The sequence below is a fragment of the Roseateles sp. GW821-FHT09H10 genome, from assembly GCF_059415865.1.
This window is the reverse complement of record NZ_JBWKOB010000001.1, coordinates 584,130-607,801: the sequence shown is the minus strand read 5'-3', so window position 1 is coordinate 607,801 and position 23,672 is coordinate 584,130. Positions and strand designations below refer to the sequence as shown.

General features: G+C 68.0%; 32 protein-coding genes. 8 read left to right on the top strand and 24 right to left on the bottom strand.

Annotated elements, in window-relative coordinates; all coding sequences use genetic code 11:
* The first annotated feature begins 9 nt into the window (after positions 1 to 9).
* Both AC07OY_RS02710 and rpoH read left to right on the top strand, forming a co-directional pair.
* Positions 10 to 510 (top strand): chemotaxis protein CheW, encoded by a 501-nt coding sequence (locus tag AC07OY_RS02710; RefSeq protein WP_495040980.1) that lies wholly within the window; start codon positions 10 to 12, stop codon positions 508 to 510.
* Between the two features lie 157 nt (positions 511 to 667).
* The gene (gene rpoH / locus AC07OY_RS02705) at positions 668 to 1,585 is read left to right on the top strand and encodes an RNA polymerase sigma factor RpoH (RefSeq protein WP_495040979.1); all 918 of its coding nucleotides are present in this window, start codon (positions 668 to 670) and stop codon (positions 1,583 to 1,585) included.
* A 66-nt stretch (positions 1,586 to 1,651) separates the two neighbouring features.
* Here rpoH and AC07OY_RS02700 read toward each other — a convergent pair whose 3' ends face one another.
* From AC07OY_RS02700 to AC07OY_RS02675, 6 genes are read right to left on the bottom strand one after another with little or no spacing between them, the layout of a single operon-like run.
* Positions 1,652 to 2,155 carry an OmpH/Skp family outer membrane protein gene (locus tag AC07OY_RS02700; RefSeq protein WP_495040978.1) on the bottom strand — a complete coding sequence of 168 codons (504 nt, stop codon included), beginning with the start codon at positions 2,153 to 2,155 and terminating at the stop codon, positions 1,652 to 1,654.
* 27 nt (positions 2,156 to 2,182) lie between these two features.
* Positions 2,183 to 2,791, bottom strand: a complete 609-nt coding sequence (locus AC07OY_RS02695) for an SCO family protein (RefSeq protein WP_495040977.1) — start codon at positions 2,789 to 2,791, stop codon at positions 2,183 to 2,185.
* Positions 2,788 to 3,693: a heme o synthase gene (gene cyoE, locus AC07OY_RS02690; RefSeq protein ID WP_495040976.1), complete on the bottom strand. Its 906-nt coding sequence runs from the start codon at positions 3,691 to 3,693 to the stop codon at positions 2,788 to 2,790. Before cyoE ends, AC07OY_RS02695 begins: the two co-directional genes overlap by 4 nt.
* A gap of 2 nt (positions 3,694 to 3,695) precedes the next feature.
* The gene (locus AC07OY_RS02685; RefSeq protein WP_495040975.1) at positions 3,696 to 4,784 is read right to left on the bottom strand and encodes a COX15/CtaA family protein; all 1,089 of its coding nucleotides are present in this window, start codon (positions 4,782 to 4,784) and stop codon (positions 3,696 to 3,698) included.
* Positions 4,781 to 5,425 carry an SCO family protein gene (locus tag AC07OY_RS02680; RefSeq protein WP_495040974.1) on the bottom strand — a complete coding sequence of 215 codons (645 nt, stop codon included), beginning with the start codon at positions 5,423 to 5,425 and terminating at the stop codon, positions 4,781 to 4,783. The genes AC07OY_RS02685 and AC07OY_RS02680 overlap by 4 nt, the downstream gene beginning before the upstream one ends.
* Positions 5,426 to 5,429: 4 nt before the next feature.
* On the bottom strand, positions 5,430 to 6,131 hold the full coding sequence (locus AC07OY_RS02675; protein ID WP_495040973.1) for an SURF1 family protein: 702 nt from the start codon (positions 6,129 to 6,131) through the stop codon (positions 5,430 to 5,432).
* 24 nt (positions 6,132 to 6,155) lie between these two features.
* Here AC07OY_RS02675 and AC07OY_RS02670 point away from each other — a divergent pair, with 24 nt between their 5' ends.
* Positions 6,156 to 6,371 (top strand): DUF2909 domain-containing protein, encoded by a 216-nt coding sequence (locus tag AC07OY_RS02670; protein ID WP_495040972.1) that lies wholly within the window; start codon positions 6,156 to 6,158, stop codon positions 6,369 to 6,371.
* Positions 6,372 to 6,468: 97 nt separating this feature from the next.
* Here the strand turns inward: AC07OY_RS02670 and AC07OY_RS02665 are convergent, their stop codons facing one another.
* The 7 genes from AC07OY_RS02665 to AC07OY_RS02635 form a co-directional block, all read right to left on the bottom strand.
* Entirely contained in the window at positions 6,469 to 7,353 is an 885-nt protein-coding gene (locus AC07OY_RS02665; protein WP_495040971.1) for a cytochrome c oxidase subunit 3, read from the bottom strand.
* Positions 7,354 to 7,399: 46 nt separating this feature from the next.
* Positions 7,400 to 7,645, bottom strand: a complete 246-nt coding sequence (locus tag AC07OY_RS02660; RefSeq protein ID WP_495040970.1) for a DUF2970 domain-containing protein — start codon at positions 7,643 to 7,645, stop codon at positions 7,400 to 7,402.
* The gene (locus AC07OY_RS02655) at positions 7,642 to 8,247 is read right to left on the bottom strand and encodes a cytochrome c oxidase assembly protein (protein ID WP_495040969.1); all 606 of its coding nucleotides are present in this window, start codon (positions 8,245 to 8,247) and stop codon (positions 7,642 to 7,644) included. The genes AC07OY_RS02660 and AC07OY_RS02655 overlap by 4 nt, the downstream gene beginning before the upstream one ends.
* Position 8,248: 1 nt before the next feature.
* Entirely contained in the window at positions 8,249 to 8,359 is a 111-nt protein-coding gene (locus AC07OY_RS02650; RefSeq protein WP_495040968.1) for a cytochrome oxidase small assembly protein, read from the bottom strand.
* 5 nt (positions 8,360 to 8,364) lie between these two features.
* On the bottom strand, positions 8,365 to 10,029 hold the full coding sequence (ctaD, locus tag AC07OY_RS02645; protein WP_495040967.1) for a cytochrome c oxidase subunit I: 1,665 nt from the start codon (positions 10,027 to 10,029) through the stop codon (positions 8,365 to 8,367).
* Positions 10,030 to 10,059: 30 nt separating this feature from the next.
* On the bottom strand, positions 10,060 to 11,181 hold the full coding sequence (coxB, locus tag AC07OY_RS02640) for a cytochrome c oxidase subunit II (protein ID WP_495041967.1): 1,122 nt from the start codon (positions 11,179 to 11,181) through the stop codon (positions 10,060 to 10,062).
* Positions 11,182 to 11,432: 251 nt separating this feature from the next.
* Positions 11,433 to 12,356: a class I SAM-dependent methyltransferase gene (locus AC07OY_RS02635; RefSeq protein WP_495040966.1), complete on the bottom strand. Its 924-nt coding sequence runs from the start codon at positions 12,354 to 12,356 to the stop codon at positions 11,433 to 11,435.
* A 23-nt stretch (positions 12,357 to 12,379) separates the two neighbouring features.
* On the opposite strand from AC07OY_RS02635, the gene AC07OY_RS02630 reads away from it, so the two are divergent.
* Positions 12,380 to 13,135: a ComF family protein gene (locus AC07OY_RS02630; protein WP_495040965.1), complete on the top strand. Its 756-nt coding sequence runs from the start codon at positions 12,380 to 12,382 to the stop codon at positions 13,133 to 13,135.
* A 16-nt stretch (positions 13,136 to 13,151) separates the two neighbouring features.
* A complete protein-coding gene (trmL, locus tag AC07OY_RS02625; RefSeq protein WP_495040964.1) occupies positions 13,152 to 13,622 on the top strand; it encodes a tRNA (uridine(34)/cytosine(34)/5-carboxymethylaminomethyluridine(34)-2'-O)-methyltransferase TrmL in 471 nt (156 codons plus the stop codon).
* Here trmL and AC07OY_RS02620 read toward each other — a convergent pair whose 3' ends face one another.
* From AC07OY_RS02620 to AC07OY_RS02605, 4 genes are all read right to left on the bottom strand, one after another.
* Complete coding sequence (locus AC07OY_RS02620; RefSeq protein WP_495041966.1) at positions 13,623 to 14,621, bottom strand: NAD(P)H-dependent glycerol-3-phosphate dehydrogenase; 999 nt, start codon at positions 14,619 to 14,621, stop codon at positions 13,623 to 13,625.
* Between the two features lie 76 nt (positions 14,622 to 14,697).
* Positions 14,698 to 15,171, bottom strand: coding sequence for a protein-export chaperone SecB (gene secB / locus AC07OY_RS02615; protein WP_495040963.1), 474 nt, complete (start codon positions 15,169 to 15,171; stop codon positions 14,698 to 14,700).
* Positions 15,172 to 15,311: 140 nt separating this feature from the next.
* Entirely contained in the window at positions 15,312 to 15,572 is a 261-nt protein-coding gene (grxC, locus tag AC07OY_RS02610; protein WP_495040962.1) for a glutaredoxin 3, read from the bottom strand.
* Positions 15,573 to 15,599: 27 nt separating this feature from the next.
* The gene (locus tag AC07OY_RS02605; protein WP_495040961.1) at positions 15,600 to 16,010 is read right to left on the bottom strand and encodes a rhodanese-like domain-containing protein; all 411 of its coding nucleotides are present in this window, start codon (positions 16,008 to 16,010) and stop codon (positions 15,600 to 15,602) included.
* Between the two features lie 87 nt (positions 16,011 to 16,097).
* On the opposite strand from AC07OY_RS02605, the gene gpmA reads away from it, so the two are divergent.
* Positions 16,098 to 16,841 carry a 2,3-diphosphoglycerate-dependent phosphoglycerate mutase gene (gene gpmA, locus AC07OY_RS02600; protein WP_495040960.1) on the top strand — a complete coding sequence of 248 codons (744 nt, stop codon included), beginning with the start codon at positions 16,098 to 16,100 and terminating at the stop codon, positions 16,839 to 16,841.
* Here gpmA and AC07OY_RS02595 read toward each other — a convergent pair.
* Positions 16,826 to 17,761, bottom strand: a complete 936-nt coding sequence (locus AC07OY_RS02595; RefSeq protein WP_495040959.1) for a glycosyltransferase family 9 protein — start codon at positions 17,759 to 17,761, stop codon at positions 16,826 to 16,828. The genes gpmA and AC07OY_RS02595 overlap by 16 nt on opposite strands.
* A gap of 70 nt (positions 17,762 to 17,831) precedes the next feature.
* Between AC07OY_RS02595 and AC07OY_RS02590 the strand changes: the two genes are divergently transcribed.
* Together AC07OY_RS02590 and AC07OY_RS02585 are read left to right on the top strand one after the other, a co-directional pair.
* A complete protein-coding gene (locus AC07OY_RS02590; RefSeq protein WP_495040958.1) occupies positions 17,832 to 18,461 on the top strand; it encodes a DUF4254 domain-containing protein in 630 nt (209 codons plus the stop codon).
* A complete protein-coding gene (locus AC07OY_RS02585) occupies positions 18,458 to 19,216 on the top strand; it encodes a hydroxypyruvate isomerase family protein (protein ID WP_495040957.1) in 759 nt (252 codons plus the stop codon). The genes AC07OY_RS02590 and AC07OY_RS02585 overlap by 4 nt, the downstream gene beginning before the upstream one ends.
* Here the strand turns inward: AC07OY_RS02585 and AC07OY_RS02580 are convergent.
* Genes AC07OY_RS02580 through AC07OY_RS02555 form a run of 6 tightly spaced genes read right to left on the bottom strand, consistent with a single transcriptional unit; the run spans position 19,200 to position 23,656 of the window.
* Positions 19,200 to 19,928, bottom strand: coding sequence for a lysophospholipid acyltransferase family protein (locus tag AC07OY_RS02580; protein ID WP_495040956.1), 729 nt, complete (start codon positions 19,926 to 19,928; stop codon positions 19,200 to 19,202). The genes AC07OY_RS02585 and AC07OY_RS02580 overlap by 17 nt on opposite strands.
* Positions 19,925 to 21,229 (bottom strand): dihydroorotase, encoded by a 1,305-nt coding sequence (locus tag AC07OY_RS02575; RefSeq protein ID WP_495040955.1) that lies wholly within the window; start codon positions 21,227 to 21,229, stop codon positions 19,925 to 19,927. Before AC07OY_RS02575 ends, AC07OY_RS02580 begins: the two co-directional genes overlap by 4 nt.
* Before the next feature lie 3 nt (positions 21,230 to 21,232).
* A complete protein-coding gene (locus AC07OY_RS02570) occupies positions 21,233 to 22,195 on the bottom strand; it encodes an aspartate carbamoyltransferase catalytic subunit (RefSeq protein ID WP_119043485.1) in 963 nt (320 codons plus the stop codon).
* A complete protein-coding gene (gene pyrR / locus AC07OY_RS02565) occupies positions 22,195 to 22,683 on the bottom strand; it encodes a bifunctional pyr operon transcriptional regulator/uracil phosphoribosyltransferase PyrR (protein WP_495040954.1) in 489 nt (162 codons plus the stop codon). Before pyrR ends, AC07OY_RS02570 begins: the two co-directional genes overlap by 1 nt.
* The gene (ruvX, locus tag AC07OY_RS02560) at positions 22,680 to 23,078 is read right to left on the bottom strand and encodes a Holliday junction resolvase RuvX (RefSeq protein ID WP_495040953.1); all 399 of its coding nucleotides are present in this window, start codon (positions 23,076 to 23,078) and stop codon (positions 22,680 to 22,682) included. The genes pyrR and ruvX overlap by 4 nt, the downstream gene beginning before the upstream one ends.
* Complete coding sequence (locus tag AC07OY_RS02555; protein ID WP_495040952.1) at positions 23,078 to 23,656, bottom strand: YqgE/AlgH family protein; 579 nt, start codon at positions 23,654 to 23,656, stop codon at positions 23,078 to 23,080. Before AC07OY_RS02555 ends, ruvX begins: the two co-directional genes overlap by 1 nt.
* Between the last annotated feature and the right edge of the window lie 16 nt (positions 23,657 to 23,672).

The window sequence follows — 23,672 nt, the reverse complement described above, 5'->3', positions numbered from 1 at the left end:
CAGCGCCCGATGAGCTCCACCGACCTCGTTCCCAGCACTGGTGCCCAGGCCGTGCAGGCACTGGCCCGCACCGATGGCCGCCAGTTCCTGACCTTCCGCATCAGCGAGGAGGAATATGGCCTGGACATCCTGCGCGTGCAGGAAATCCGCTCCTACGAGGCGCCCACGCGGGTCGCCAACGCCCCGGCCTTCGTCAAGGGCGTGGTCAACCTGCGCGGCGTCATCGTCCCCATCCTGGACATGCGCATCCGCCTGGGCCAGGCCAGCGAATACAACGCCTTCACCGTCGTCATCGTGCTGAACGTGGCCGGCCGCATCGTCGGCATCGTCGTGGATTCGGTGTCCGACGTGCTGGAACTGAGTGGCGACGCGATCAAGCCCCGCCCTGAAGTGCCGGCCGCCCTGGACGCCCGCTTCATCACCGGCCTGGGCAAGATCGGCGACCGCCTGCTGATCCTGCTGGACATCGAGGCCATGATCAAGAGCCCGGATTTCGGGCTGGTTGACTGAATTCGGCGCCCCACAAGTTAGCGGGCGCTGACTGTTTCACCGTTGGAAACATTGCATTCCAGCTGACGCATCGTCATTCTTAGCACTCAACAAACCAGAGTGCTAATATCCTGATCACCGCGGCACCCCACGCCGCGGCTAGCAAGGATTCATGACGATGTCCGCCTCTTCTGCCATTGCCGTCCGCGACCCCTGGGCCCTCGTGCCCTCGCTGGGCAATCTGGACGCCTACATCTCCGCCGTCAACCGCCTGCCGCTGCTGACGGCCGAGGAAGAAGGAAGCGCCGCGCGCAGCCTGCGCGACAAGGGCGACCTTGAAGCCGCCGGCCGCATGGTGCTGTCGCATCTGCGCCTGGTCGTGTCCATCTCGCGCCAGTACGTCGGCTACGGCCTGCCCCAGGGCGACCTGATCCAGGAAGGCAATGTCGGCCTGATGAAGGCCGTCAAGCGCTTCGATCCCGACCAAGGCGTGCGCCTGGTCAGCTACGCCATGCACTGGATCAAGGCCGAGATCCACGAGTACATCCTGAAGAACTGGCGCATGGTCAAGGTCGCGACGACCAAGGCCCAGCGCAAGCTGTTCTTCAACCTGCGCTCGATGAAGCACCAGCTCAAGGCCGACCAGGCCGAGGGCCAGACGCATCGCAACACGCTGACCGAGGCCGAACTGGCCCACGTCGCCAGCACGCTGAACGTCAAGCGTGAGGAAGTGCTGGAGATGGAGACCCGCCTGTCGGGCGGCGACGTGGCCCTGGAGCCGCAGACCGACGACGAAGGCGAGAGCTTCGCCCCCATCGCCTATCTGGCCGACGAGAGCCATGAGCCGACGCGCGTCATCGAGGCCCGCTCGCGCGACGCCCTGGCCGGCGACGGCATCCAGCGCGCACTGGAGGTGCTGGACCCGCGCAGCCGCCGCATCGTCGAGGAACGCTGGCTGAAGGTGAACGACGACGCTTCGGGTGGCATGACGCTGCACGAGCTGGCCGCCGAATACGGCGTGTCGGCCGAGCGCATCCGCCAGATCGAGGTGGCAGCGATGAAGAAGATGAAGAAGGCGCTCACCGAAGTGGCCTGATTCTTCGCGCCCCCGAAAGACAAAGGCCCCTCACGGGGCCTTTTTTCGTTGCCAGCTCAGTGCCGGCTATTTCTGCGCGGCCATGGCTTCGAGCACCTTCTTGGTGATGTCGATCGCCGGGCTGTGGAATCTGGCGTTGTCCTGCAGGATCAGATCGTATTTCTCGGCGACGAAGACCTGCTTCACCGCCTTCTCGAACTTGTCCCTGATCACGCGCTGCTCGTCCTGCTGGCGGCGCTCGGCGTCTTCCTGGAACTCGCGGCTCTTGCGCTCCAGCTCGCGCCGCTGGCCCGCCAGATCGCGGGCGCGACGGGTGCGCTCATCCTCGGACAGGACGGGCGCGTCCTTCTCCAGCTTCTCGCCGGCTTCGCGCAGCTTGGCGTCCAGGCGTGCCAGCTCCCGGCTGCGATTGCCGAACTCGGCCTCCAGCCGCACGCCCGCCGCCTTCGACGGTGCCGACTCCTGCAGCACCTGCTGGGTGTCCACGAAGCCGATCTTCAGGGACTGCGCCCATGCACAGGGCAGGATCGCCTGGATGCCGATGGCGGCGATGGTGATTGCTTTTTTCATCTTTCCTTCCTGGACAGGCTTGCGGATTCAGGGCGACTTCCTGGCTTCGGCCAGCAGCAGCTTGATGTCGTCCACCAGCGGCTGGGCACCCGAGCCGTAGCGGGCGTAGACGCGCACCCGGCCCTCGGTGTCGAAGATGAAGCTGGCGGCCGTGTGGTCCATCGTGTAGGTCTCGGCCGTCTTGCCGGGCACCTTGGCGAAGAAGACCTTGAACTCCTTGGCCGCCGCCTGGGTCTGCTCGGCGCTGCCGCGCAGGCCGACGAAGCTGGGGTCGAAGCTGGCCAGATAGGCCTTCAGCAACTGGGCCGTGTCGCGTTCCGGGTCGACGGTGACGAAGACACCCTGCACCTTGTCGCCGTCGGCGCCCAGGCTGCGCTTGACCTCGGCCACCTCGGCCATGGTCGTCGGGCAGACGTCGGGACATTGCGTGTAGCCGAAGAAGACCACCAGCACCTTGCCCTTGAAGTCGGCCAGCGAACGGGCACGGCCGTCCTGGTCGGTCAGGTTCAGCTGCCTGGCGTACTCGGCGCCGGTCAGGTCGATGCCCTTGAAGGCCAGCTTGTCGGGGCCGGCTTTCTGGCAGGCGGCGAGTGACAGGGCGGCCAGCACGGCCAGCGCGAAACGACGGGTGTTCATGAGATGTAGTGGTCGATCAGCAGGGCCGCGAAGAGCAGCGACAGATACCAGATGGAGAACCAGAAGGTCCGGCGCGCCAGCATCTCGGAATAGGACCGCCACAGCCTGAAGCCATAGGCGCAGAAGCCCAGGCCCAGGCCCACGGCGGCGACCAGGTAGAACCAGCCGCTCATGCCGGTCAGGAAGGGCAGCAGCGTGGCGGCCAGCAGCACCCAGGTGTAGAGCAGGATCTGCAGCCGCGTGTAGTCATTGCCGTGGGTGACCGGCAGCATGGGCAGGCCGGCGCGGGCGTAGTCCTCGGCGCGGTACAGGGCCAGGGCCCAGAAGTGTGGCGGCGTCCACAGGAAGATGATGAGGCAGAGCAGCCAGGCCTCGAAGCCGACGTCGCCTCGCATCGCGGCCCAGCCCAGCACCGGCGGCATCGCGCCCGAGGCGCCGCCGATGACGATGTTCTGCGGCGTCGTCGGCTTGAGGATGACGGTGTAGACGATGGCGTAGCCGACGAAGGTGGCGAAGGTCAGCCACATGGTCAGCACGTTGACGTAGACGCCCAGCAGGGCCATGCCGATGCCGCACAGCAGGGCCGAGAAGGCCAGGGTCTGCGGGCGGCTCAGCTCGCCCTTGGCGGTGGCGCGCCAGGCAGTGCGCTTCATGCGCGCGTCGATGCCGTCCTCGATGAGGCAGTTGAAGGCCGCGGCCGCGCCGGCCACCAGCCAGATGCCGGCCACGCCGGCCAGCATGGTCAGGGCCTGATCCAGCGAAGGCAGGCCAGGTACGGCCAGGGCCATGCCGATGGCGGCGCAAAAGACGATGAGTTGGACGACCCGCGGCTTGGTCAGCTGGTAGAACTGCTGCCAGCGCGGGCTGTGCACGAGGGCACTGGCGGTGGACGTGGAAGCCATGGTCAGGATCCGACGCGCTTGAGACGCGCGAGCAAGGTGGTAAGCAGGGCCAGCAGCACGGCGGCGCCGCCGGTGTGCCCAAGGGCCGCGACGATAGGCCAGTCGAGCACGATATTGGACAGCCCGGTGACGAGCTGCCAGCCCGCCGCGGCGAGCAGCCAGCGCGACCAGTTCGCGGCAGACCGGCGCAGCAGCCAGGCCAGCGCGATGATGGCGACGAAGACGAAAGCGGCGCCGATGCGGTGGGCCATGTGGATGGCGGCCAGCGCCTCGAAGCCGAGCAGGCTGCCGTCGGCGCGCAGGCCCAGGTCACGCCAGAGCTGGAAGCCCTGGGCAAAGTCCAGATGCGGCCACCACTGCCCGCCATGGCAGGTCGGAAACTCGTCGCAGGCCAGCACGGCGTAGTTGGTGCTGACCCAGCCGCCGAGCGCCACCTGCATCAGCGCCAACAGCAGTACGCCGGCGGCCACGCGGCGCAGCCACGGCGGTGCGGCAAGCGGCCGCGGCTCATAGGCCTCGCGCTGCCAGGCCAGCATCATCAGCAGCAGCATGGCCAGCAGCAGATGGCCGGTGACGATGGCCGGGAAGAGCTTCATGGTGACCGTCAGTCGCCCGAAGGCACCGACGATGCAGACCCAGACCAGGGACAGCGTCGGCCACCAGGGCGAGGGTGCGGCCTCGCCGGCCCGGCGCTTGAGCTTCCAGCTCAGCGCGCACAGCACCAGGATGAGCAGGCCCACGCCGCTGGCGAGATAGCGGTGCAGCATCTCGATCCAGGCCTTGGTGTGCGTGACCGGGCCGGAGGGCATGGCCGTCTGCGCCGCCTCGATATGGGCATGCGCGCCCACCGGGCTGGCGGCGCTGTAGCAGCCGGGCCAGTCGGGGCAGCCCAGGCCCGAGTCGCTCAGCCGGGTGAAGGCGCCGAAGACGATGAGGTCGAAGGTGAGGAACAGCGTCAGCAGGGTCAGCGCGCGCAGCCGGCCCGTGGGGCTGCTGTCGCGCGAGCGCTGGCGCCACCAGATCAGCGGGCCGAGAGCGACCGCGCCGCCGATGGCGGCGACCTGGCCGAGGGGGACCAGCATCTCGTTCATCGGCCAGCCGGATCCCAGAAGGCGCTGGCCTTCAGCAGCTTGTTCAAGTCGGCCTGCAGCTTCTTCGGCTCGGCTTCGGCAGGGGCACGCTCCATCCAGCGCGCCATGGGATCGATGACGTAGAAATGGTCGCCCAGGGCCTTGCCCTCTGCGGGCTTGAGCCAGGCGGCAAGCCGGTCGGCTGGCACGCGCAGCACCGTCACCTCGGCGCCCTTCTGGCTGACGGCCGCCAGCACCTCCGCGCGCGGCGTGCCCGTGTCCGGAATCAGCCAGAGCTTGTCGAGGCGGCCGCGCTCCTTGCCCAGCATCTCGCGGAGCTGCCGCTGCACGAAGAGCTGGCGCTCGCAGGCGGCCGGGCAGTCCGAGCCGTGCACGACGGCCAGCAGCCATTGCCCGCGCAAGGAGGCCGGTGCGACAGCGCGGCCCTGCAGATCGCTCAGCGGCAGGTCGGCGGGCATGTCGACGGCCGGCGCGATCAGCTCGCCATAGGCCGAGCCGCTGGGCTTGACGACATAGAAGGTGAAGTAGGAAGCCACCACCGGCGCCGCGCACATGGCCAGCACCAGCAGCATCTTCCAGCGGCCGACGCGCTGCTGCGCCGACGTGCGTGGGTCGGGCAGGCTGTGAACCGCGAAGCTCAAGGGTTCAGGACGGCCTGCGGAGCCGGGGGCGGACGAGTTGGAACCAGACATAGAGGATCAGGATCAGCGCGCAGAGCGCGAACCATTGAAAGGCATAGCCATAGTGCTTCTGCAGGCCGAGGTCAGGTGCCGGCCAGTGGCGCGACAGGCCATCGTCGGCCGCATCCGTCTGGACGACCGTCAGGGGCAGCAGCTTCAGGCCGGATTCGACGGCAAAGGCCGCAGGATCGAGATTTTGCCGGATAGCTCCGACCGAGCCCTCGCCAAGCTCATAAAGCCGCGAAGGCGAAGCCGCCAGCCGCCCCTGCACGACGGCCTCGCCCGCGGGCGTGGCCAGCGGCGGCAGCTGCTGGCGGTCGAGCTGGTTGCGCGGCGCCCAGCCGCGCTGCACGAGGATGGCTTCGTCGCGGCCGGCCAGGCGCAGCGGCGTGACGACGAAGAAGCCGGTGCGGCCGTCCATGGGCCGGTTGTCCAGCCAGACGGTGCGCTCGGCCAGCCAGGTGCCGCGCAGCACCACGCGACGGTGCAGTTGATCGGCACCGTCCAGTTCGGCGTTGGCGAGCGCCGGCCTGCCGGCCTCTGCCTCGATGGCCGTCTGCAGCGCGATCTTCTGCGCCGCGCGGTCCAGCTGCCACAGGCCCAGCCGCCCTGTCAGCGCGGCCGCGAGCAGGGCCGCTGCCAGCACCAGCCAGCGCCGGGCCGTCACCGCGCCACCCCGATAATTCGCGTCATGAAATTCGTGATCCTGGTCGCCTTCATCGGCATCCTCGGCGCGCTCGCAGCAGCCGGCTTCTTCATGCTGCGCAAGGGCGGCAACAAGAAGAGTCCCAACATGGCCCGCGCGCTGGCGGTGCGGGTCGGCGTGTCGGTGGCGCTCTTCCTCGTCATCCTGCTGAGCTGGAAGATGGGCTGGATACAGCCGACCGGCCTGCCGCTGAAATCCTAGCCTGCATGATCAGGCGCTTTGCGCGCTCGTTCGCGCGCGAAGAGCCAACAAAAAAGCGCCGCGACTGCGGCGCTTCCTCATGGCGGGCCCAGTGGCCTCAGAACCAGTAGACGACGACGTACAGGCCCAGCCAGACGACGTCGACGAAGTGCCAGTACCAGGCCGCGCCTTCGAAGCCGAAGTGGCGCTCGGGCGTGAAGTGGCCCTTCATCAGGCGGATGGTGATGAACAGCAGCATCAGGGCGCCCACGCAGACGTGGAAGCCGTGGAAGCCGGTCAGCATGAAGAAGGTCGAGCCGTAGATGCCGGAGTTGAGCTTCAGGTTCAGCTCGGCATAGGCGTGGTGGTATTCATAGGCCTGGAAGCCCAGGAAGGTCGCGCCGAGGATGACGGTGATCCACATCCAGGCGATGGTCTTGGCACGGTTGCCGGCGATCAGCGCGTGGTGGGCGATGGTCAGCGTGACACCCGAGGTCAGCAGCAGGGCCGTGTTGATCGTCGGGATGGGCCAGGGGCCCATGGTGCTGAAGGCCTCGACGGTGCCGGCCGGCGCGCCGGTGAAGCCAGGCGCGGTGCTGGGCCAGATGGCCTTGAAGTCAGGCCACAGGATGGAGTTCTCCAGGCTGCCGAGCGACGGCACGGAGTAGACGCGGGCCCAGTACAGCGCGCCGAAGAAGGCGGCGAAGAACATCACCTCCGAGAAGATGAACCAGCCCATGCTCCAGCGGAAGGACAGGTCGATGCGGTCGCTGTACAGGCCGCCTTCGCTCTCGCTGATGGCGTCGCGGAACCAGGCCTGCAGCACATAGGCCCAGAAGGCCAGGCCGCCGAACAGCGAGTACATGCCCCAGCCGTGGCCGTTGATCCACTGGCCGGCGCCGAGGATGACGAAGAACAGGCCGGTCGCGGCCATCACCGGATGCCGAGAAGGCGCCGGGACGAAGTAGTACGGGGTCTTGCCCGGGGTAGTCGCTGCCGACATGTCGTTCTCCTAGTTCTCGCTCGTTCTAACCTTGGTGCGGCAGGCCTCAGGCCGCCGCCACGCCACTGCCGATGACCCAACGGACCAACAGCACCAGCATCAATACAAACAGGGCTGCGCCAAGCACGCCCGCGATCAGCACATGCACCGGGTTCAGCCGCGCCATGTCTCTCTCATGGTCACGGCCCCGGCGCACGCCGAAAAAACTCCAGGCCACGGCCGAGATCGTCTGGAGGAAGGACGCCTTGCGCCCCACCGCTTCCTTCAGATCCTGGCCCGGCTTGTCACTCACAGCGCGGCTCCCTCACCTTTCGGTGCCTGGCCGAGCTTGACCCCGCCCTTGCCCGCCACCTCGAAGAAGGTATAGGACAGGGTGATGGTCTTCACATCCTTGGGCAGCTTGGGGTCGATGACGAACACGACCGGCCACTGCTTGCTCTCGCCCGGCTTCAAGGTGTATTCGTTGAAGCAGAAGCATTCCAGCTTGTTGAAATGCGCCATCGCCTGCATGGGCGCATAGCTCGGGATGGCCTGCGCGGCCATGGTGCGGTCCTGCTTGTTGCGGAACTCGTACATGACCTGGCTCAGCTCGCCCGGGTGCACCTTCATGTGGCGCACCGCCGGCTTGAAGTCCCAGGGACCGCGCGCATTGGTGTCGAACTCGACCGTGATCTCGCGGCTGAGGTCGATCTGGCCGTTGCCGTTGGCCAATCCCTTGTCACCGAACGCCACCTGCCGCTCGGACAGAGACAGCACATTGATGCCCAGCGCTCTGCAGATCGCATCGTAGAAGTACACGAGCGAATAGCTGAAGCCGAACATCAGCACGACGATGAACATCAGCTTCTTCAGAAGCTGGTGGTTGTCGCGGCGCAGGGCGTCCAGGAAGCGCATGTCAGTGGGCCAGCAGCACCATCTTGGCGACGAAGCCGACGCCGAAGACCAGCACGATCGACAGCAGGATCAGTCCCAGCCGGCGGTTGGCCTTGCGCTGTTCGGGCGTCATCGCGATCAATGGTGGTCGTGGACGATCTTGGTGGCCGACGCGTTCAGCTTGGGCGGCTCCTCGAAGGTGTGGAAGGGGGCCGGCGACGGCACTTCCCACTCCAGCCCTTCAGCGGCTTCCCAGGGCTTCTGCGATGCGGTCTCGCCCTTGCCGCGCATCATCGGCACGACGACGAACAGGAAGAAGTAGACCTGCATCAGGCCGAAGCCGAAGGCGCCGATGGACGCGATCTGGTTGAAGTCGGTGAACTGCATCGGGTAGTCGGCATAGCGACGCGGCATGCCGGCCAGACCCAGGAAGTGCATCGGGAAGAAGGTCACGTTGAAGAAGATCAACGAGCCCCAGAAGTGGATCTTGCCGCGCGTCTCGGAATACATGACGCCGGTCCACTTCGGACCCCAGTAGTAGACGCCGGCGAACAGCGCGTACAGCGAGCCGGCCACCAGCACGTAGTGGAAGTGGGCCACGACGTAGTAGGTGTCCTGCAGCTGGATGTCGACCGGCGCCATGGCCAGGATGAGGCCGGTGAAGCCGCCCATCGTGAACACGAAGATGAAGCCGACGGCAAACAGCATCGGCGTCTCGAAGGTCATCGAGCCGCGCCACATCGTCGCCAGCCAGTTGAAGATCTTCACGCCCGTGGGCACGGCGATCAGCATGGTCGCGTACATGAAGAACAGCTGGCCCGTCACCGGCATGCCGGTGGCGAACATGTGGTGGGCCCACACGATGAAGGACAGGATGGCGATGGAGGCCGTCGCGTACACCATGGACGCGTAGCCGAACAGGCGCTTGCGGGCGAAGGCCGGCACGATCTGGCTGATGATGCCGAAGGCCGGCAAGATCATGATGTAGACCTCGGGGTGGCCGAAGAACCAGAAGATGTGCTGGTACATGACCGGGTCGCCGCCGCCCGCCGGGTTGAAGAAGGCGGTGCCGAAGTGGCGGTCGGTCAGCGTCATCGTGATGGCGCCGGCCAGCACGGGCATGACGGCGATCAGCAGGTAGGCCGTGATCAGCCAGGTCCAGGCGAACATCGGCATCTTCATCAGCGTCATGCCGGGGGCGCGCATGTTGAGGATGGTCACGATGATGTTGATCGAGCCCATGATGGACGAGGCGCCCATGATGTGCATCGCGAAGATGCCGGCGTCCATGGACGGGCCCATCTGCAGCGTCAGCGGCGCGTACAGCGTCCAGCCCGCGGCGGGGGCGCCGCCGGGCATGAAGAAGCTGCCCACCAGCATCAGGGCCGCCGGAATCAGCAGCCAGAAGCTGAGGTTGTTCATCCGCGCGAAGGCCATGTCGCTGGCACCGATCTGCAGCGGGATCATCCAGTTCGCGAAGCCGACGAAGGCCGGCATGATGGCGCCGAACACCATGATCAGACCGTGCATGGTCGTGAACTGGTTGAAGAGTTCGGGGTTGAAGAACTGCAGGCCGGGCTGGAACAGCTCGGCGCGGATGCACAGGGCCAGGATGCCGCCGACCATCAGCATCGCGAAGGAGAACAGCAGGTAGAGGGTGCCGATGTCCTTGTGGTTGGTCGCGAACACCCAGCGGCGCCAGCCGGTGGGGGCGTGGTGGTCGTGATGGTCGTCGTGGTGGCCATGGGCGTGGTCGCCGTCATGGCCGCCGTGAACACCGTGGGGGGGGAGCACTGCACTCATGTGATTTCCTCAGATTCGGTGTTCAGGCGATTACTTGCGGGCGGCCAGCACTTCGGCCGGCTGCACCGTCTGGCCCGTCTTGTTGGACCAGCTGTTCTTCGTGTACGTGATCACGGCGGCGATGTCGGTGTCGCTGAGCTGCTTCCAGGCGGGCATGCCCTTGTCCATCTTGCCGTTCAGCACGATCTGGATCTGCTGCATCTTGTCGTCCGCCAGCACGACGGGCGACTTGTCCAGCGCCTTGATCGGACCGGCGCCGCTGCCGTCGGCCTTGTGGCAGACCGCGCAGTTGGCCGCATACACCTTCTCGCCGCGGGCGACCAGGGCCGCCTGTTCCCAGACCTTGGACGGATCGTCGGCCTTGGCGGCCATCTTCTTCTTCTCGCCATCCACCCACTTGGTGTAGTCCTCGGCGGACACCACCTTCACATGGATGGGCATGTAGGCGTGCTCCTTGCCGCACAGCTCGGCGCACTGGCCGTAGAAGTCGCCGATCTTCTCGGCCTTGAACCAGGCGTCGCGCACGAAGCCGGGGATGGCATCCTGCTTGACGCCGAAGGCCGGCACCATCCAGGCGTGGATGACGTCGTTGGCCGTCGTGATGATGCGGACCTTCTTGTCCACCGGCACGACCAGCGGGTTGTCGACCTTGAGCAGGTAGTTGTCGACCGGCTCGGGCTTGCCGGAGTCGGACGATTCGCGCTGGGCGGTGTCCAGCGTGGCCAGGAAGCCGATGCCCTCGCCTTCGCCCTTCAGGTAGTCGTAGCCCCACTTCCACTGGTAGCCGGTGGCCTTGATGGTCAGGTCGGCATTGGTGGTGTCCTTCATCGCGACCACGACCTTGGTGGCCGGCAGGGCCATGCCGATGACGATGAGGAAGGGGACCACGGTCCAGGCGATTTCCACGGCCACGCTCTCGTGGAAGTTGGCCGACACCGCACCCTTGGACTTGCGGTGCTTGAAGATGGAATAGAACATGACGCCGAACACGGCGACGAAGATGACCACGCAGACGATCATCACGAAGTTGTGCAGCCACATCTGGTCGGCCGCGATGCGCGTGACCGGCTCGTGCAGATTGAGCTGATTGACGCCCGGGCCGCCCTTCAGGTCGTTGACCGCCAGGGCCGGTCCCGCTGCCAGGGCCGCCATCGCCGCGGTGGCCCAGCGGCCCCAAGCGCGTGAGGCGCTATGCACTCGTGCGTTCATCATCGTCATGGTTGTCACTTGGTTCTTTGAAGAGCGGGGCTTGCAATCCGGGCCATTGGCCGGACTTGGGAAGCAAGTTCCGTGGTTTGAGCCGGGTTTTGCCCTAAGCCCCTATGCGGCGCGGGATTTTAGCCCAGGCTCCGAGAGGGCCGACCCGCGCCGACCCCGGGGAACCACCCCCCTTAGCCGCCGTTTCAGCCGCTTTCGCGCCCCTTGCGCAGCGTCGCGCGCATCGCATCGATGGAGACATGGGTCTCGGCCGCCACCGTCAGCCGTGGCGCGGCCTTGAAGGCGTGGCCGAAGACCAGCTCCACCGTCAGGGCCAGCTTGCCGTCGGCGCCGCGCAGGGTTTCGAGTTCGCCGAGCAGGGCCACTTTCCAGGCCCGCCCGCGCAGGCCGGCGAAGCGCGTCGGTGCCAGGTTGCCGCCCAGGCTGCGCAGATCGGCAAGCAGGCTTTCGGGGGAGGCCCAGGTCAGGCGCAGCCGCTGCTGGTCCATGACGGGGTCGGCAAAGCCGGCCTTGAGTACCAGGTCGCCGATGTCGTGCATGTCCCACCAGTCCGGCGCCGGCCGGCCCCAGCCGTTGCGGGCATACAGGGGGCGCAGTTCGACGAAGCTGTCCGGGCCGAAGCAGGAAAACATGATGAAGCCGCCCACCGCGATGCTGGCCTGCCAGGCGCCGAGCAGGCCGGGCAGGTCGGCGCAGGCGTGCAGGGCCATGTTGGACCACAGCAGGTCGACCTCCGGCCGCGCGGGCAGCGCCTCGATCTGGCCGGAAGGCGCGCCGCGCAGCTTCTGCCACCAGTTGCGCTGGCGGGACTGGGCTGCCCGCGCCGCCAGAGGGTTGTCGGCCTCGTGCCACAGCATCTCGGCCTCGGGATAGGCCCGGCGCAGCAATTCCCCGCTGGCCCCCAGGGCCGGCGAGGCGTCCAGCACCCGCTGGGGCTGCAGCTTGATGTAGGTCAGGCGCTCGGCCATGCGCCCGGCCACCTCCTCGTGCAGCCAGGGCGGCTGCGCGGCGGCGGCCAGCCGGCGCGCCTGGTGGCGCACGGCGGCGGCATCCAGGTCCTGGGGCCGCGGCCCCTTGTTTGAAGTAGGGGTCGAGGCCAGTTCACTCATGGAGCGGTCAGTATATTGAGCCGATGCCTGAGCGCTCCCTGTCGGCAAACAAGCCCGCATTGGTCGAGAAGGTGCTGCTGCGCTGCGCCGGCCAGTGCGCTGTCTGCCGCGCCTGGAGCCACCAGACCATCTGCGAGTCCTGCCTGGGCCTGTATGCGCGTCCGCAGCCCCGCTGCTGGACCTGCGCGGCCAGGCTGCCACCCGAGTTCATGGGCCGGCTCCGTCCGCAATGCGGCCGCTGCCTGCACACCGCGCCGCCACTGGACCGCACCGTCGCCGCCCTGGACTACCGCTTCCCCTGGGATGGCCTGCTGCAGCATTTCAAATACCACCAGGCCCTGGAATTGCGAGAGAGCCTGCTGGAAAGGCTGAACACGGCCCTGACCGCGGCCGAGGCCAATGCGCCCGACTGGCTGCTGCCTGTTCCCCTGTCAGACCGGCGCCTGCGCGAGCGCGGCTACAACCAGTCCCATGAGCTCGCCAAGGCCCTGGCGCGGCGGCGCGGCCTGCGCTACGAACCCGACATGCTGCTGCGCGTGCGGCACAACGCCGTCCAGGCCAGCCTCAAGCTGGAAGACCGCGCGGCCAATGTGCGCGGCGTCTTCGCCGTCGATCCCTTGCGCGCCGCCCGGCTGCGCGGCACCAGCGTCGCCCTGCTGGACGATGTGATGACCAGCGGCGCGACGCTGTTCGAGCTGGCCGGCGTGCTGCTGCAGGCCGGCGTCATGAGCGTGCAGGCCTGGGTCATTGCCCGAACGCCGGAACCAGGGGACGAGTGACGGGACAATCCCGTGCATGTTCCATATCGTCCTCGTCCAGCCGGAGATCCCGCCCAATACCGGCAACGTCATCCGGCTCGCCGCCAACACGGGCTGCAGCCTGCATCTGATCGAACCCCTGGGCTTCTCGATGGAGGACAAGCTGCTGCAGCGCGCCGGCCTGGACTATCACGAGTACGCCCGCGTGCAGCGGCATGCCGACTGGGCCGCCTTCCTGGCAGCCGAGTCGCCCGACGTCTCACGCATGTTTGCCTTCACGACGCGCGGCAGCAGACCCTTCGGCGAGGTGGCCTTCCAGCCCGGCGACTGGTTCGTGTTCGGCAGCGAGACGGCCGGCCTAGCACCCGCGTTGCGCGAGAGCTTCCCGGTCGAACAACGCGTGCGCCTGCCGATGCGCGAGGGCCAGCGCAGCCTCAATCTGAGCAACACCGTGGCGGTCGCCGTGTTCGAAGCCTGGCGCCAGAACGGATACGCCGGCGGAGCGTAACTACTCGGCGCGCGCGTCGCGGCTCATCAGCCGCTCAACCGCCTCGCCCACGCGCAGCCGGCCGTCCAGCAGGGCCACCATGCCCTCGGTGATGGGCATCTCCACGCCCAGCTCGCGCGCCCGCGCCAGCACCGTCGGCGCGCTGTAGACGCCTTCGGCCACATGGCCCAGCTGCTGCAGGATCTGCGGCAGGGCCAGGCCCTGGGCCAGCATCAGGCCGACGCGCCGGTTGCGCGACAGGTCGCCGGTCGCCGTCAGCACCAGGTCGCCCAGGCCCGACAGGCCCATGAAGGTCTCGGCCCGGGCGCCCAGGGCCAGGCCCAGGCGCAGCATCTCGGCCAGGCCGCGGGTGATCAGCGCCGCGCGCGCATTGAGGCCGGGCGCATCGGGCGCCGCGGCGGACAGGCCATCGCAGATGCCGACGGCGATGGCCATCACGTTCTTGACGGCGCCGCCGACCTCGACGCCCACCGGATCGCTCGATGTGTAGACGCGCAGCCTGTCGCCATGGAAAGCGTCCACGGCCGCCTGGGCCAGGTCGCCATCCTCGCTGGCCGCCACCAGGGCGGTCGGCCGGCCGGCGGCCACTTCCTGCGCAAAGCTGGGGCCGGACAGGATGCCCACGCGCATCGCCGGCTGCAGTTCGCGTGCGATCTCGTGGCCGAGACGGCCGGTGCCGGCCTCGAAGCCCTTGCACAGCCACAGCACGCGCTGCGTCGAGCGCAGGACGGCCAGCGTCTCGCGCAGGCCCGACATGGGCGTCGCGACGATGGTCAGGCCGGCGGCGGCGTGGGCGATGCAGGCCGCGCGGTCGGCGGTCAGGCCGAGGGTGGCGGGCAGCTCGCTGTCGGGCAGATAGGCCGCGTTGCGGCGGCTCGCGCGCATCGCGTCGACGGCCGCGGCGTCGCGCCCCCACAGGCTCACGTCATGGCCGGCCTCGGCGGCCTGGATGGCCAGGGCCGTGCCCCAGGCGCCGGCGCCGAGCACGCTGATCTTCATCGTCGTCATGCGCGGAAGTGTCCACCAAGTAAAACGCCCCGCATGGGGCGGGGCGTCGTCGCAGGAGCGAGGCGGATCAGTTGACGGCCTGGCTACCTTGGGCCAGGCGCTGGGCCTGCTGGGCTTCGAACATGGCCTGGAAGTTCACTTCCGTCAGCAGCACCGGCGGGAAGCCGGCGCGGGTGCAGACGTCCGACACGATGGCGCGCAGATAGGGATAGACCATCTGCGGGCACACGATGCCCAGGATGCCGTCGAGCTGGTCTTGCGGGATGTTGCGGATCTCGAAGATGCCGGCCTGCTTGGCTTCCACCAGGAACAGCGTCTTGTCGCCGACCTTGGTGTTGACCGTGGCGGTCACGCAGCTTTCGAAGATGCCGTCGGTGACCATCTCGGCCGACAGCGTCAGGTTGATGTCCACCTGGGGCTGCGACTGCTCCAGCAGGATGTGCGGCGCGTTGGGCTGTTCCAGCGACAGATCCTTCAGGTACATGCGCTGGATCTGGAACACGGGGGTGCCTTCGGGGGCGGCTTGGATCTCGTCGGCCATGGGACTCTTTCGAACAGGTCGTCAAACAAAAGCCCGCAGGCGGCAGGCTGCGGGCGGTAGCTGGATTATGCGGCGAGGCTTGTGACAGCCCTGATCGGGCTTGCCCGCACTTGAAATCAGCCGCGGTGGCCGAAGGCGGCTCAGGCAGCCTGGAGCAGGGGCATCAGTCCGCCCTTCTGGTCGAGGGCGATGAGGTCGTCACACCCCCCGACATGGGTGTCGCCGATGAAGATCTGCGGCACGGTGCGGCGGCCCGTCGTGGCCATCATGTGCTGGCGCTCGGCCGGGTTCAGGTCGACGCGGATCTCGTCGATCACGTCGACGCCGCGTGATTTAAGCAGCATCTTGGCTCGCACGCAGAACGGGCAGACCAGGGTGGTGTACATCTTGACGCGGGCCATCTCAATCTCCTGGGAGGCAAAAACTGCTTACGCAGTCTTCTCCACCGGCAAATTGGCCTCCCGCCAGGCCTTGAGGCCCCCTGCCAGCACCTGGGCCTTCTCATAGCCCAGCTTGCGCAGCATGCCAGCGGCGCGGCCGGCGCGTGCGCCCGTCGGGCACACCAACACCAGCGGCAGGGCCTTGTTGGACGGCAGTTGCTTGTGGCCCTCGATCTGGCCAAAGGGGATGTTGCGCGCGCCGACGGCATGGCCCTTGGCGTACTCCTCGGGCTCGCTGACATCGATCAGCACGCCCTTCTCGCGGTTGACCAGCTGCACGGCCTGGGCCGGGCTGACGGCGGCACCCTGGGCACCCGATGCCAGCATGGGGTAGAGCAGCATGCCGCCCGACACCAGCGCAGCGACGATCAAAAACCAGTTCTCGATCAGGAAGTTCAAGCAAGCATCCCGTGTAATTCAACGAAGCCGAGCATTATCGCCGGAGCCGATAATCCGCCGCCTTCCACCACCTGTGCGTTCCTGCCCATGTACAAGCTCGTCCTCATCCGCCACGGCGAATCGACCTGGAATCTGGAAAACCGCTTCACCGGCTGGACCGATGTGGACCTGACGCCCACCGGCGTCGAGCAGGCCAAGAGCGCCGGCCGCCTGCTGAAGGAAGCGGGCTATGACTTCGACATCGCCTACACCTCGGTCTTGAAGCGCGCCGTCTGGACGCTGTGGCATGCCCTGGACCAGATGGACCGCACCTGGCTGCCGGTACGCCACGCCTGGCGCCTGAACGAGCGCCATTACGGCGGCCTGCAGGGCCTGAACAAGGCCGACATGGCCAAGCAGTACGGCGACGAGCAGGTGCTGATCTGGCGCCGCAGCTACGACACGCCGCCGCCGGCCCTGGAAGCGACCGACCCGCGCAGCGAGCGCAGCGACGTGCGCTACGCCAAGCTGGACCCCAACGACATCCCGCTGACGGAATGCCTGAAGGACACCGTCGCCCGCGTGCTGCCGTTCTGGAACGACACCATCGCGCCGGCCATCAAGGACGGCCAGCGCGTGCTGATCGCCGCCCACGGCAACAGCATCCGCGCCCTGGTCAAGTACCTGGACAACATCGCGGACGACGCCATCGTCGGCGTCAACATCCCCAATGGCATTCCGCTGGTCTACGAGCTGGACGAGAACCTGAAGCCCATCAAGAGCTATTACCTGGGTGACGCGGAAGCCGCTGCCAAGGCGGCCGCAGCCGTGGCCAATCAGGGCAAGGCCTGATCCACCGCTGAGAGGACCTCGTCGACGCTCACCCATTCCGTGGGGCCGCGTCGCATGAGGGTCACCGTCGAACCCCAGGGCGCCCAGCGCGCCGGGTCGACGGGCCCCCAGATGCTCAGCAACCGCGCGCCGACGCCCGCGGCCATGTGGGCCGGCCCGGTGTCGTTGGCCACGACGACGCCGGCCCCCTGCAGCAGCGCGTTGTAGACGCCCAGGGCCACGCCATCGAGGCGGATGGCGTCCGGGTAGAGCTCCTTCGCGCCCTCCACCTCGGCCGGCCCCGGCACGATGACGACCTGGCGGCCTTGCGCATGCAGGCGCCGCACAAAGTCCGGGAAGGCCGGCCAGCTGCGGTCCAGGAATTCCACGCGGCCGTTGGCGAAGGGGCAGATCAGCACACATCGCTGCGGCTCCACGCCTTGCGCCGCCAGCAGCGCCCGCGCGGCATCGCGCTGGCCCTCGCTGACCTGCATGGCTATGTCCGTCGGCGGCTCGGCCTGCACGCCGAGGAAATCGCAGGCCAGCTCCCAATACTCGACCAGGGTGTGCCGCCCCTCGCGGCGCGGCAGGCCGCGCTTGAGCAGCCAGGTCCGGCCATCGCCGGCATGGCCTTCAGCCTTCAGCCCGGCCAGGCGCGAATCCAGAGCCGCCGAGAAGGCATAGGGAAACAGCAGGGTGTTGGAGCGCCGGTCGAAGCCCGGGTCCTCCGCCCGGAACTGCCGCCGCAGCGCGCGCAGCTGGGCAATGCGCTCGCCCAGCTTGTTGGGCCGCACATGCACCCGCCAGCCCTCGGCCTCCAGCAGGCCGCGCGCCCAGCCCTTGCCCACCAGCTCCAGGCGGTAGCCATGGCTTTCCAGCAGCCGCAGCGCCGGAATGCTCAAAACCGTGTCGCCGACAAAGTTGCGCAGGCGAACGATCAACGGGCGGGCTTCTATCATCAGCAATTCTTTACAAGTGGCGCGGGATTCTCCCTGCGCGGACCCGCCCCTCATGCCCGAGATCACCCTGCCCTCCTCCGCCGAAGTGATCGCCAGCCACGACGCCGCCCTGGCTGCGCCGCCGACCGCTGCCGACGCCCATGACGTGCATGGCTGGGTGGCGGTCAATCACTTCCACAACCGCAGCCTGTGGGCCCAGGAAGACCTGGCCCGCCGCACCCAGGCGCCGGACGCCGAGATCGTCGCCAACAAGCGCGCCATCGACCGCCACAACCAGTCCCGCAACGACGCCATCGAGCGCATCGACGAGTTCCTGCTGTCGGCCCTGGGCCTGGTCGACCCCGCCACCATCGCCAGCGCCCTGCCCCGCTCCACCGTGCCGGACGGCGCCCGGCTGAACAGCGAGACGGCCGGCTCCATGCTGGACCGCATCTCCATCCTCGGCCTGAAGATCGCCGCCATGCGCGAGCAGACCACGCGGACCGACGTCGACGAGGCGCATCGCCAGTCCTGCGCCGAGCGCCTGGAGCGCCTGATCCAGCAGCGCGCCGACCTCGGCCGCTGCTTTGACGAACTGCTGGCCGATGCCCGCGCCGGACGGGCCTATTTCAAGGTCTACCGCCAGTTCAAGATGTACAACGACCCGCGGCTCAACCCGGCCCTGGTCGCGGAGCGCAAGTGATCCCAGCGCGCTTCGCCGCCAATCTCGATTGGCTGTACACGGAGCACGCCTATCTCGACCGGCCCGCGGCGGCACGCGCCGATGGCTTCGCGGCCGTGGAGCTGCAGCAGCCGCATCTGCATGACGTCGCGGCGCTGAAGGCGGCGCTCGGCGATCTCCGCATCGTCCTCATCAACGCGCCCGCCGGCGACTGGGCGGCCGGCGACCGCGGCTTCGCCGCCCTGCCCGGCCGCGAGGCCGAGTTCCGCGAGACGACACTGCGCGGGCTGGACCTCGCCCACCAGCTCGGCGCGGCGCGCGTCCACCTGCTGTCCGGCCTGGCCGACGACAGCGCCGAGACCCGGGCGACCTGGCTGGCCAATCTCGCATGGGCGGCTGAGCAGTCGGCGCTGCCTTTGGTCGTCGAGCCCATCAACCGGCGCGACATGCCCGGCTATTTCCTGCACCGCCAGGCCCAGGCGCTGGAGTTGCTCGCCGCGCTGGACGCGCCGCGCGTTCAATTGCAGTTGGACCTCTATCACTGCCGCGTGGCCGAGGGCGAATCGCTGGCGCATCTGGCGCGGGCCCTGGATCTCGGCTCGCTGGGCCATGTGCAAGTCGCCGGTGTCGGCGGACGGCATGAACCCGAAGCCGGCGAGTACGCAGCGGAGTTCGCCTTGCTGGAAGAACGCGCCTGGTCCGGCGCCATCGGCCTGGAATACCGGCCACGCGCCGGCACGTCGGCCGGCCTGGCCTGGCTTACAAGCGCGCGCTGATCACGCCGCGCAGCGTCTCACCGAGGGCGCGCCTGTCCTGGCCTTCGATCATCACGCTCGGCAGGATCTGCACGTCAATGCCCAGGCCTTTCGCCGAGGCGATGCTCCAAAGGCTCTGGCCCAGCGTCATGTCGCCAATGAAGCGGGCGGAGGAGCTGAAGCGCTCGCCGGGCTCGTACCAGCGCAGCACTAGAGGCAGCACGGGAGCCCCCGTCGACACCGCCGCCTGCAGCAGATTGGCGTGGAAGGGCAGCATCTCGGGCCCGGGGCCGGTCGTGCCTTCGGGGAAGACGGCCACGCAGTCACCGGCCTGCAGAGCCGCGGCAGTCTGGTGGACGACGCGCAGGGCGTCGCGCTTGCTGGTGCGTTCGATGAACAAAGTGCCAGCACCCTCGACGAGAGCGCCCACCAACGGCCAGTGCTTCACGTCGGCCTTGGACACGAAGCGCGCCTGCGGCAGCACGGCGTGGACGGCGGCGATGTCCAGCCAGGAGATGTGGTTGGCCACCATCAGATGACCCGCCGGCAGGGCCTGGCCCTGGCTCTTCAACTCGATGCCGAGGATGCGCAGGAACTTGAGCGACCACCACTGGATCTGCCCATGTTTCTCGGCCGTCGTCATCAGCTCGAAGCGGCGCTTGACGATCCACAGGCCGTGCAGCACATGGGGGGCCAGGCGCAGCAGACGCCAGGCTGCAAGCAAGGATCTCATTCAGCCTCGTAGGCGATATGCCCGGCGACCAGGGTCGTGCGCACCCGCGCCGGCAGCTCGAAGCCGCTGGATGCATAGGCAAACGGCGTGTGCTTGCCCTGGCTGGCCAGTTGCTCGGGCGTGACCGCCCAGCTGGCGCTGGCGTCGAAGACGCAGACATCCGCAACGCCGCCTTCGACCAGGCGACCCGCGCTGGCGGACAGCGAGCCCAGGGCCGAGCCCAGCACGCGCACCGGCTCGGCCGTGACGACGGCCAGGGCGCGCTGCAAGGGCAGCTCCGCGTCCCTGGCCCAGCGCAGGGCCAGGCTGAGCAGCAGCTCCAGGCCGGTCGCGCCCGGCGTGGCCTCAGCGAAGGGCACGGCCTTCTCGTCGACGGTGACGGGCATGTGGTCGGACACCAGCGCGTCGAGGGTCCCGTCGGCCAGGCCGGCGCGCAGCGCATCGCGGTCGCGGCCCTGGCGCAGCGGCGGCGTCAGGCGCATGGCGGAATCGAAGTAGCCGATGTCGACATCGCTGAGGTGCAGCGAGTTGATGGACACGTCGGCCGTGATGGGCAGGCCTTCCTTCTTGGCCGCGCGCACGAGTTCGACACCGGCGGCACTGCTGAGGCGGCACAGATGCACGCGAGCGCCGGTGGCGCGCACCAGTTCGAAGATGGTGTGCAGCGCGATGGTCTCGGCGCTGACCGGCACGCCGGACAGGCCCAGGCGGGTCGCGACCGAGCCGCTGGCGGCCACGCCGCCGCCCAGCCAGGCATCCAGCGGGCGCAGCCAGACGGTGTAGCCATAGGTGGCCGCGTACTGCAGCGCGCGGCTCAGCACCACCGTGTCCTTGATGGGCACCTCGGCCTGCGAGAAGCCGATGCAGCCGGCCTCGGTCAGTTCCGCCATCTCGGTCAGCGCGGCGCCATTCAGCTGGCGCGTCAGCGCGCCGAGGGGGAAGAGGCGGCAGCGGCTGAGCTTGCGGGCGCGGAACTTCAGCATCTCGACCAGGCCGGGCTCGTCCAGCACGGGGTCGGTGTCGGGTGGGCAGACCAGGCTGGTCACGCCGCCGGCGGCCGCGGCCGCGAGTTCGCTTTCCAGCAGGCCTTCGTGCTCGTGGCCGGGCTCGCGCAGGCGGGCACACAGGTCGACGAGGCCTGGCGCGACGATGAGGCCGCCGGCGTCCACCGTGCGGTCGGCGCCGAAGTCGCTCACATCGCCCAGATGCACGATGCGGCCATTGGCGATAGCGACGTCGCCGACGCGGTCGAGGTTGGATGCCGGGTCGATCAGCCGGCCGCCTTGGATGAGGATCTTCATGTCTTAAGCCTCGTTGCCGGCAAGGATGGCCATGACCGCCATTCGGACTGCGATGCCGAATGTCACCTGGGGCAGGATGACGCTGCTCTTGCCATCGGCCACCTCGGACGCGATTTCCACGCCACGGTTGATGGGACCCGGGTGCATGACGATGGCGTCGGGCTTGGCCAGCCTCAGCTTCTCCGGCGTCAGGCCGAAATGCTTGAAGAACTCGCCGCTGCTGGGCAGCATGCCGCCGTTCATGCGCTCGTTCTGCAGGCGCAGCATGATGATGACGTCAGCGTCCTTCACGCCCTCGGCCATGTCGTGGCAGACGCGCACGCCCATGTCGCGCAGGTCGCCCGGCACCAGGGTCTTGGGGCCGACGGCGCGGATCTCGGGTACGCCGAGGATGTTGAGCGCGTGGATGTCGCTGCGTGCGACGCGCGAGTGCACGATGTCGCCGACGATGGCCACCGTCAGGTTGCGGAAGTCCTTCTTGAAGTGCCGGATCGTGTACATGTCCAGCAGGCCCTGCGTCGGGTGGGCGTGGCGGCCGTCGCCGGCGTTGACCACGTGCACATGAGGGGCGCAGTGCTGGGCGATCAGGTGGGGCGCACCGCTCTCGCTGTGGCGCACGACGAACATGTCGGCATGCATGGCGCTGAGGTTGGCCACGGTGTCCAGCAGGGTCTCGCCCTTGGCCGTGGACGAGCGCGCGATGTCGAGGTTGATGACGTCGGCGGACAGGCGCTTGGCGGCGATCTCGAAGGTGGTGCGGGTGCGGGTGCTGTTCTCGAAGAACAGGTTGAACACCGACTTGCCGCGCAGCAGCGGCACCTTCTTGACCTCGCGGTCGTTGACGGACAGGAAGCTGCCGGCCGTGTCCAGGATCTGCTCGATGACCGCCCGCGGCAGGCCTTCGATGGACAGCAGGTGGATGAGCTCGCCGTGCTTGTTGAGCTGGGGGTTTCGTTTGCTCAGCATCACTTCACCTCAAAGCGGAAGCGGCCATCTTCGCCGCGCGCCAGGCGCAGGCTCTGATCGCCGGCCAGGGTCACGCGAGCGGCGGAGAACGCCGGCTCGATGGGCAGCTGGCGGCCGCCGCGGTCCACCAGCACCGCCAGCTGCACGCTGGCCGGGCGGCCGAAGTCGAACAGCTCATTGAGCACGGCCCGCGTCGTGCGGCCGGTGTAGAGCACGTCGTCGATGAGCAGGATGTCGCGGCCGTTGACGTCGAAGGGCAGCGAGGTGTGGTCGGCCTTGGCCAGGCCCCGCGAGCCGAAGTCGTCGCGATGCAGCACGCTGGAGATGACGCCGGAGTCGGGCAGCCCCAGGTCGACGGCCAGGCGCTCGGCCAGCCAGGCGCCGCCGCTCCAGATGCCCACCAGGGCGGTGTCGGGCGTCAGCAGGCGCTGCACGCCCTTGTTGAGCTCGAGGTAGAGGGCCTCGGCATCGAGCAGCAAATCACTCATGGGTGTTCTCGAAAAAACTGTTCCAGGATCAGGGCGGCGGCGGCGGCATCCACATCGTGCGCGCCTTCAGCCTCGGCTTCGACGCTGGTGTAGCGCTCATCCACCTCGAAGACCGGCAGGTGGTAGCGCCCGGACAGGCGGCGGCCGAAATTCTGTGCCTTGGCCGTCATCTCGTGCGGCGCGCCGTCCGGGTGGCGCGGCACGCCGATGACGAGGGCGTCGGGCTGCCAGGTCTTGATCAGGCCGGCAATGGCGTCGAAGTCGCCGCCCTTGAGGGTGCCGCGCGGCTCGGCCGAACCGAGCAGGCGCGTACCGCTGGCCACGCCGATGCGGCGCAGGCCAAAGTCAAAAGCAAGAAAGGATTGGAGGCGGGACGCGTCAGCCACGACGGCCATCACGCGTGACCCGCGTCGGAGCTGAGCATGCGCGGGTCCACACCCAGCAGGGCGAGGGCCTTCTCGTAGCGCAGCTCGACCGGCGTGTCGAAGATGATCTCGGGCGTGGCGTCCACCGTCAGCCAGCCGTTGCGGCCGATTTCCTCTTCGAGCTGGCCGGCGGCCCAGCCGCTGTAGCCCAGGGTGACAAGGATCTTGCGGGGGCCGGCGCCGTTGGACAGGGCCTCCAGCACGTCGCGGCTGGTGGTCATTTCCAGGCCGCCGGGCACGGCCAGCGTCGCGTTGTAGTGGCCGCCCTCTTCGTCCAGCGGCTCGTGCAGCACGAAACCGCGGTCGGTCTGCACCGGGCCGCCGTAGAAAACGGGGGTCTCCGACAGGGGATCGTTGGGGGGGCTGAGTTCGACCTTTTCGAACAGCGTTCCCAGCGTCAGCGAGATGGGTTTGTTGATGACGAGGCCGAGGGCGCCGTTGTCGTTGTGCTCGCAGAGGTAGACCACCGTGCCTGCGAAAGCCTCGTCGGCCATGCCCGGCATGGCGATGAGGAACTGGTTGGTCAGGACGATCCGTTCGGCAGGCATGAACGGCATTTTATTC

Bases quoted from the DNA above. Each gene is read 5' to 3' on its own strand.
- AC07OY_RS02710 (WP_495040980.1), top strand. From the start codon at position 10: ATGAGCTCCACCGACCTCGTTCCCAGCACTGGTGCCCAGGCCGTGCAG.
- rpoH (WP_495040979.1), top strand. From the start codon at position 668: ATGTCCGCCTCTTCTGCCATTGCCGTCCGCGACCCCTGGGCCCTCGTG.
- AC07OY_RS02700 (WP_495040978.1), bottom strand. From the start codon at position 2,155: ATGAAAAAAGCAATCACCATCGCCGCCATCGGCATCCAGGCGATCCTG.
- AC07OY_RS02695 (WP_495040977.1), bottom strand. From the start codon at position 2,791: ATGAACACCCGTCGTTTCGCGCTGGCCGTGCTGGCCGCCCTGTCACTC.
- cyoE (WP_495040976.1), bottom strand. From the start codon at position 3,693: ATGGCTTCCACGTCCACCGCCAGTGCCCTCGTGCACAGCCCGCGCTGG.
- AC07OY_RS02685 (WP_495040975.1), bottom strand. From the start codon at position 4,784: ATGAACGAGATGCTGGTCCCCCTCGGCCAGGTCGCCGCCATCGGCGGC.
- AC07OY_RS02670 (WP_495040972.1), top strand. From the start codon at position 6,156: ATGAAATTCGTGATCCTGGTCGCCTTCATCGGCATCCTCGGCGCGCTC.
- AC07OY_RS02665 (WP_495040971.1), bottom strand. From the start codon at position 7,353: ATGTCGGCAGCGACTACCCCGGGCAAGACCCCGTACTACTTCGTCCCG.
- AC07OY_RS02655 (WP_495040969.1), bottom strand. From the start codon at position 8,247: ATGCGCTTCCTGGACGCCCTGCGCCGCGACAACCACCAGCTTCTGAAG.
- AC07OY_RS02650 (WP_495040968.1), bottom strand. From the start codon at position 8,359: ATGACGCCCGAACAGCGCAAGGCCAACCGCCGGCTGGGACTGATCCTG.
- ctaD (WP_495040967.1), bottom strand. From the start codon at position 10,029: ATGAGTGCAGTGCTCCCCCCCCACGGTGTTCACGGCGGCCATGACGGC.
- coxB (WP_495041967.1), bottom strand. From the start codon at position 11,181: ATGGCGGCCCTGGCAGCGGGACCGGCCCTGGCGGTCAACGACCTGAAG.
- AC07OY_RS02635 (WP_495040966.1), bottom strand. From the start codon at position 12,356: ATGAGTGAACTGGCCTCGACCCCTACTTCAAACAAGGGGCCGCGGCCC.
- AC07OY_RS02630 (WP_495040965.1), top strand. From the start codon at position 12,380: ATGCCTGAGCGCTCCCTGTCGGCAAACAAGCCCGCATTGGTCGAGAAG.
- trmL (WP_495040964.1), top strand. From the start codon at position 13,152: ATGTTCCATATCGTCCTCGTCCAGCCGGAGATCCCGCCCAATACCGGC.
- AC07OY_RS02620 (WP_495041966.1), bottom strand. From the start codon at position 14,621: ATGAAGATCAGCGTGCTCGGCGCCGGCGCCTGGGGCACGGCCCTGGCC.
- secB (WP_495040963.1), bottom strand. From the start codon at position 15,171: ATGGCCGACGAGATCCAAGCCGCCCCCGAAGGCACCCCCGTGTTCCAG.
- grxC (WP_495040962.1), bottom strand. From the start codon at position 15,572: ATGGCCCGCGTCAAGATGTACACCACCCTGGTCTGCCCGTTCTGCGTG.
- gpmA (WP_495040960.1), top strand. From the start codon at position 16,098: ATGTACAAGCTCGTCCTCATCCGCCACGGCGAATCGACCTGGAATCTG.
- AC07OY_RS02590 (WP_495040958.1), top strand. From the start codon at position 17,832: ATGCCCGAGATCACCCTGCCCTCCTCCGCCGAAGTGATCGCCAGCCAC.
- AC07OY_RS02580 (WP_495040956.1), bottom strand. From the start codon at position 19,928: ATGAGATCCTTGCTTGCAGCCTGGCGTCTGCTGCGCCTGGCCCCCCAT.
- AC07OY_RS02575 (WP_495040955.1), bottom strand. From the start codon at position 21,229: ATGAAGATCCTCATCCAAGGCGGCCGGCTGATCGACCCGGCATCCAAC.
- AC07OY_RS02570 (WP_119043485.1), bottom strand. From the start codon at position 22,195: ATGCTGAGCAAACGAAACCCCCAGCTCAACAAGCACGGCGAGCTCATC.
- pyrR (WP_495040954.1), bottom strand. From the start codon at position 22,683: ATGAGTGATTTGCTGCTCGATGCCGAGGCCCTCTACCTCGAGCTCAAC.
- ruvX (WP_495040953.1), bottom strand. From the start codon at position 23,078: ATGGCCGTCGTGGCTGACGCGTCCCGCCTCCAATCCTTTCTTGCTTTT.
- AC07OY_RS02555 (WP_495040952.1), bottom strand. From the start codon at position 23,656: ATGCCTGCCGAACGGATCGTCCTGACCAACCAGTTCCTCATCGCCATG.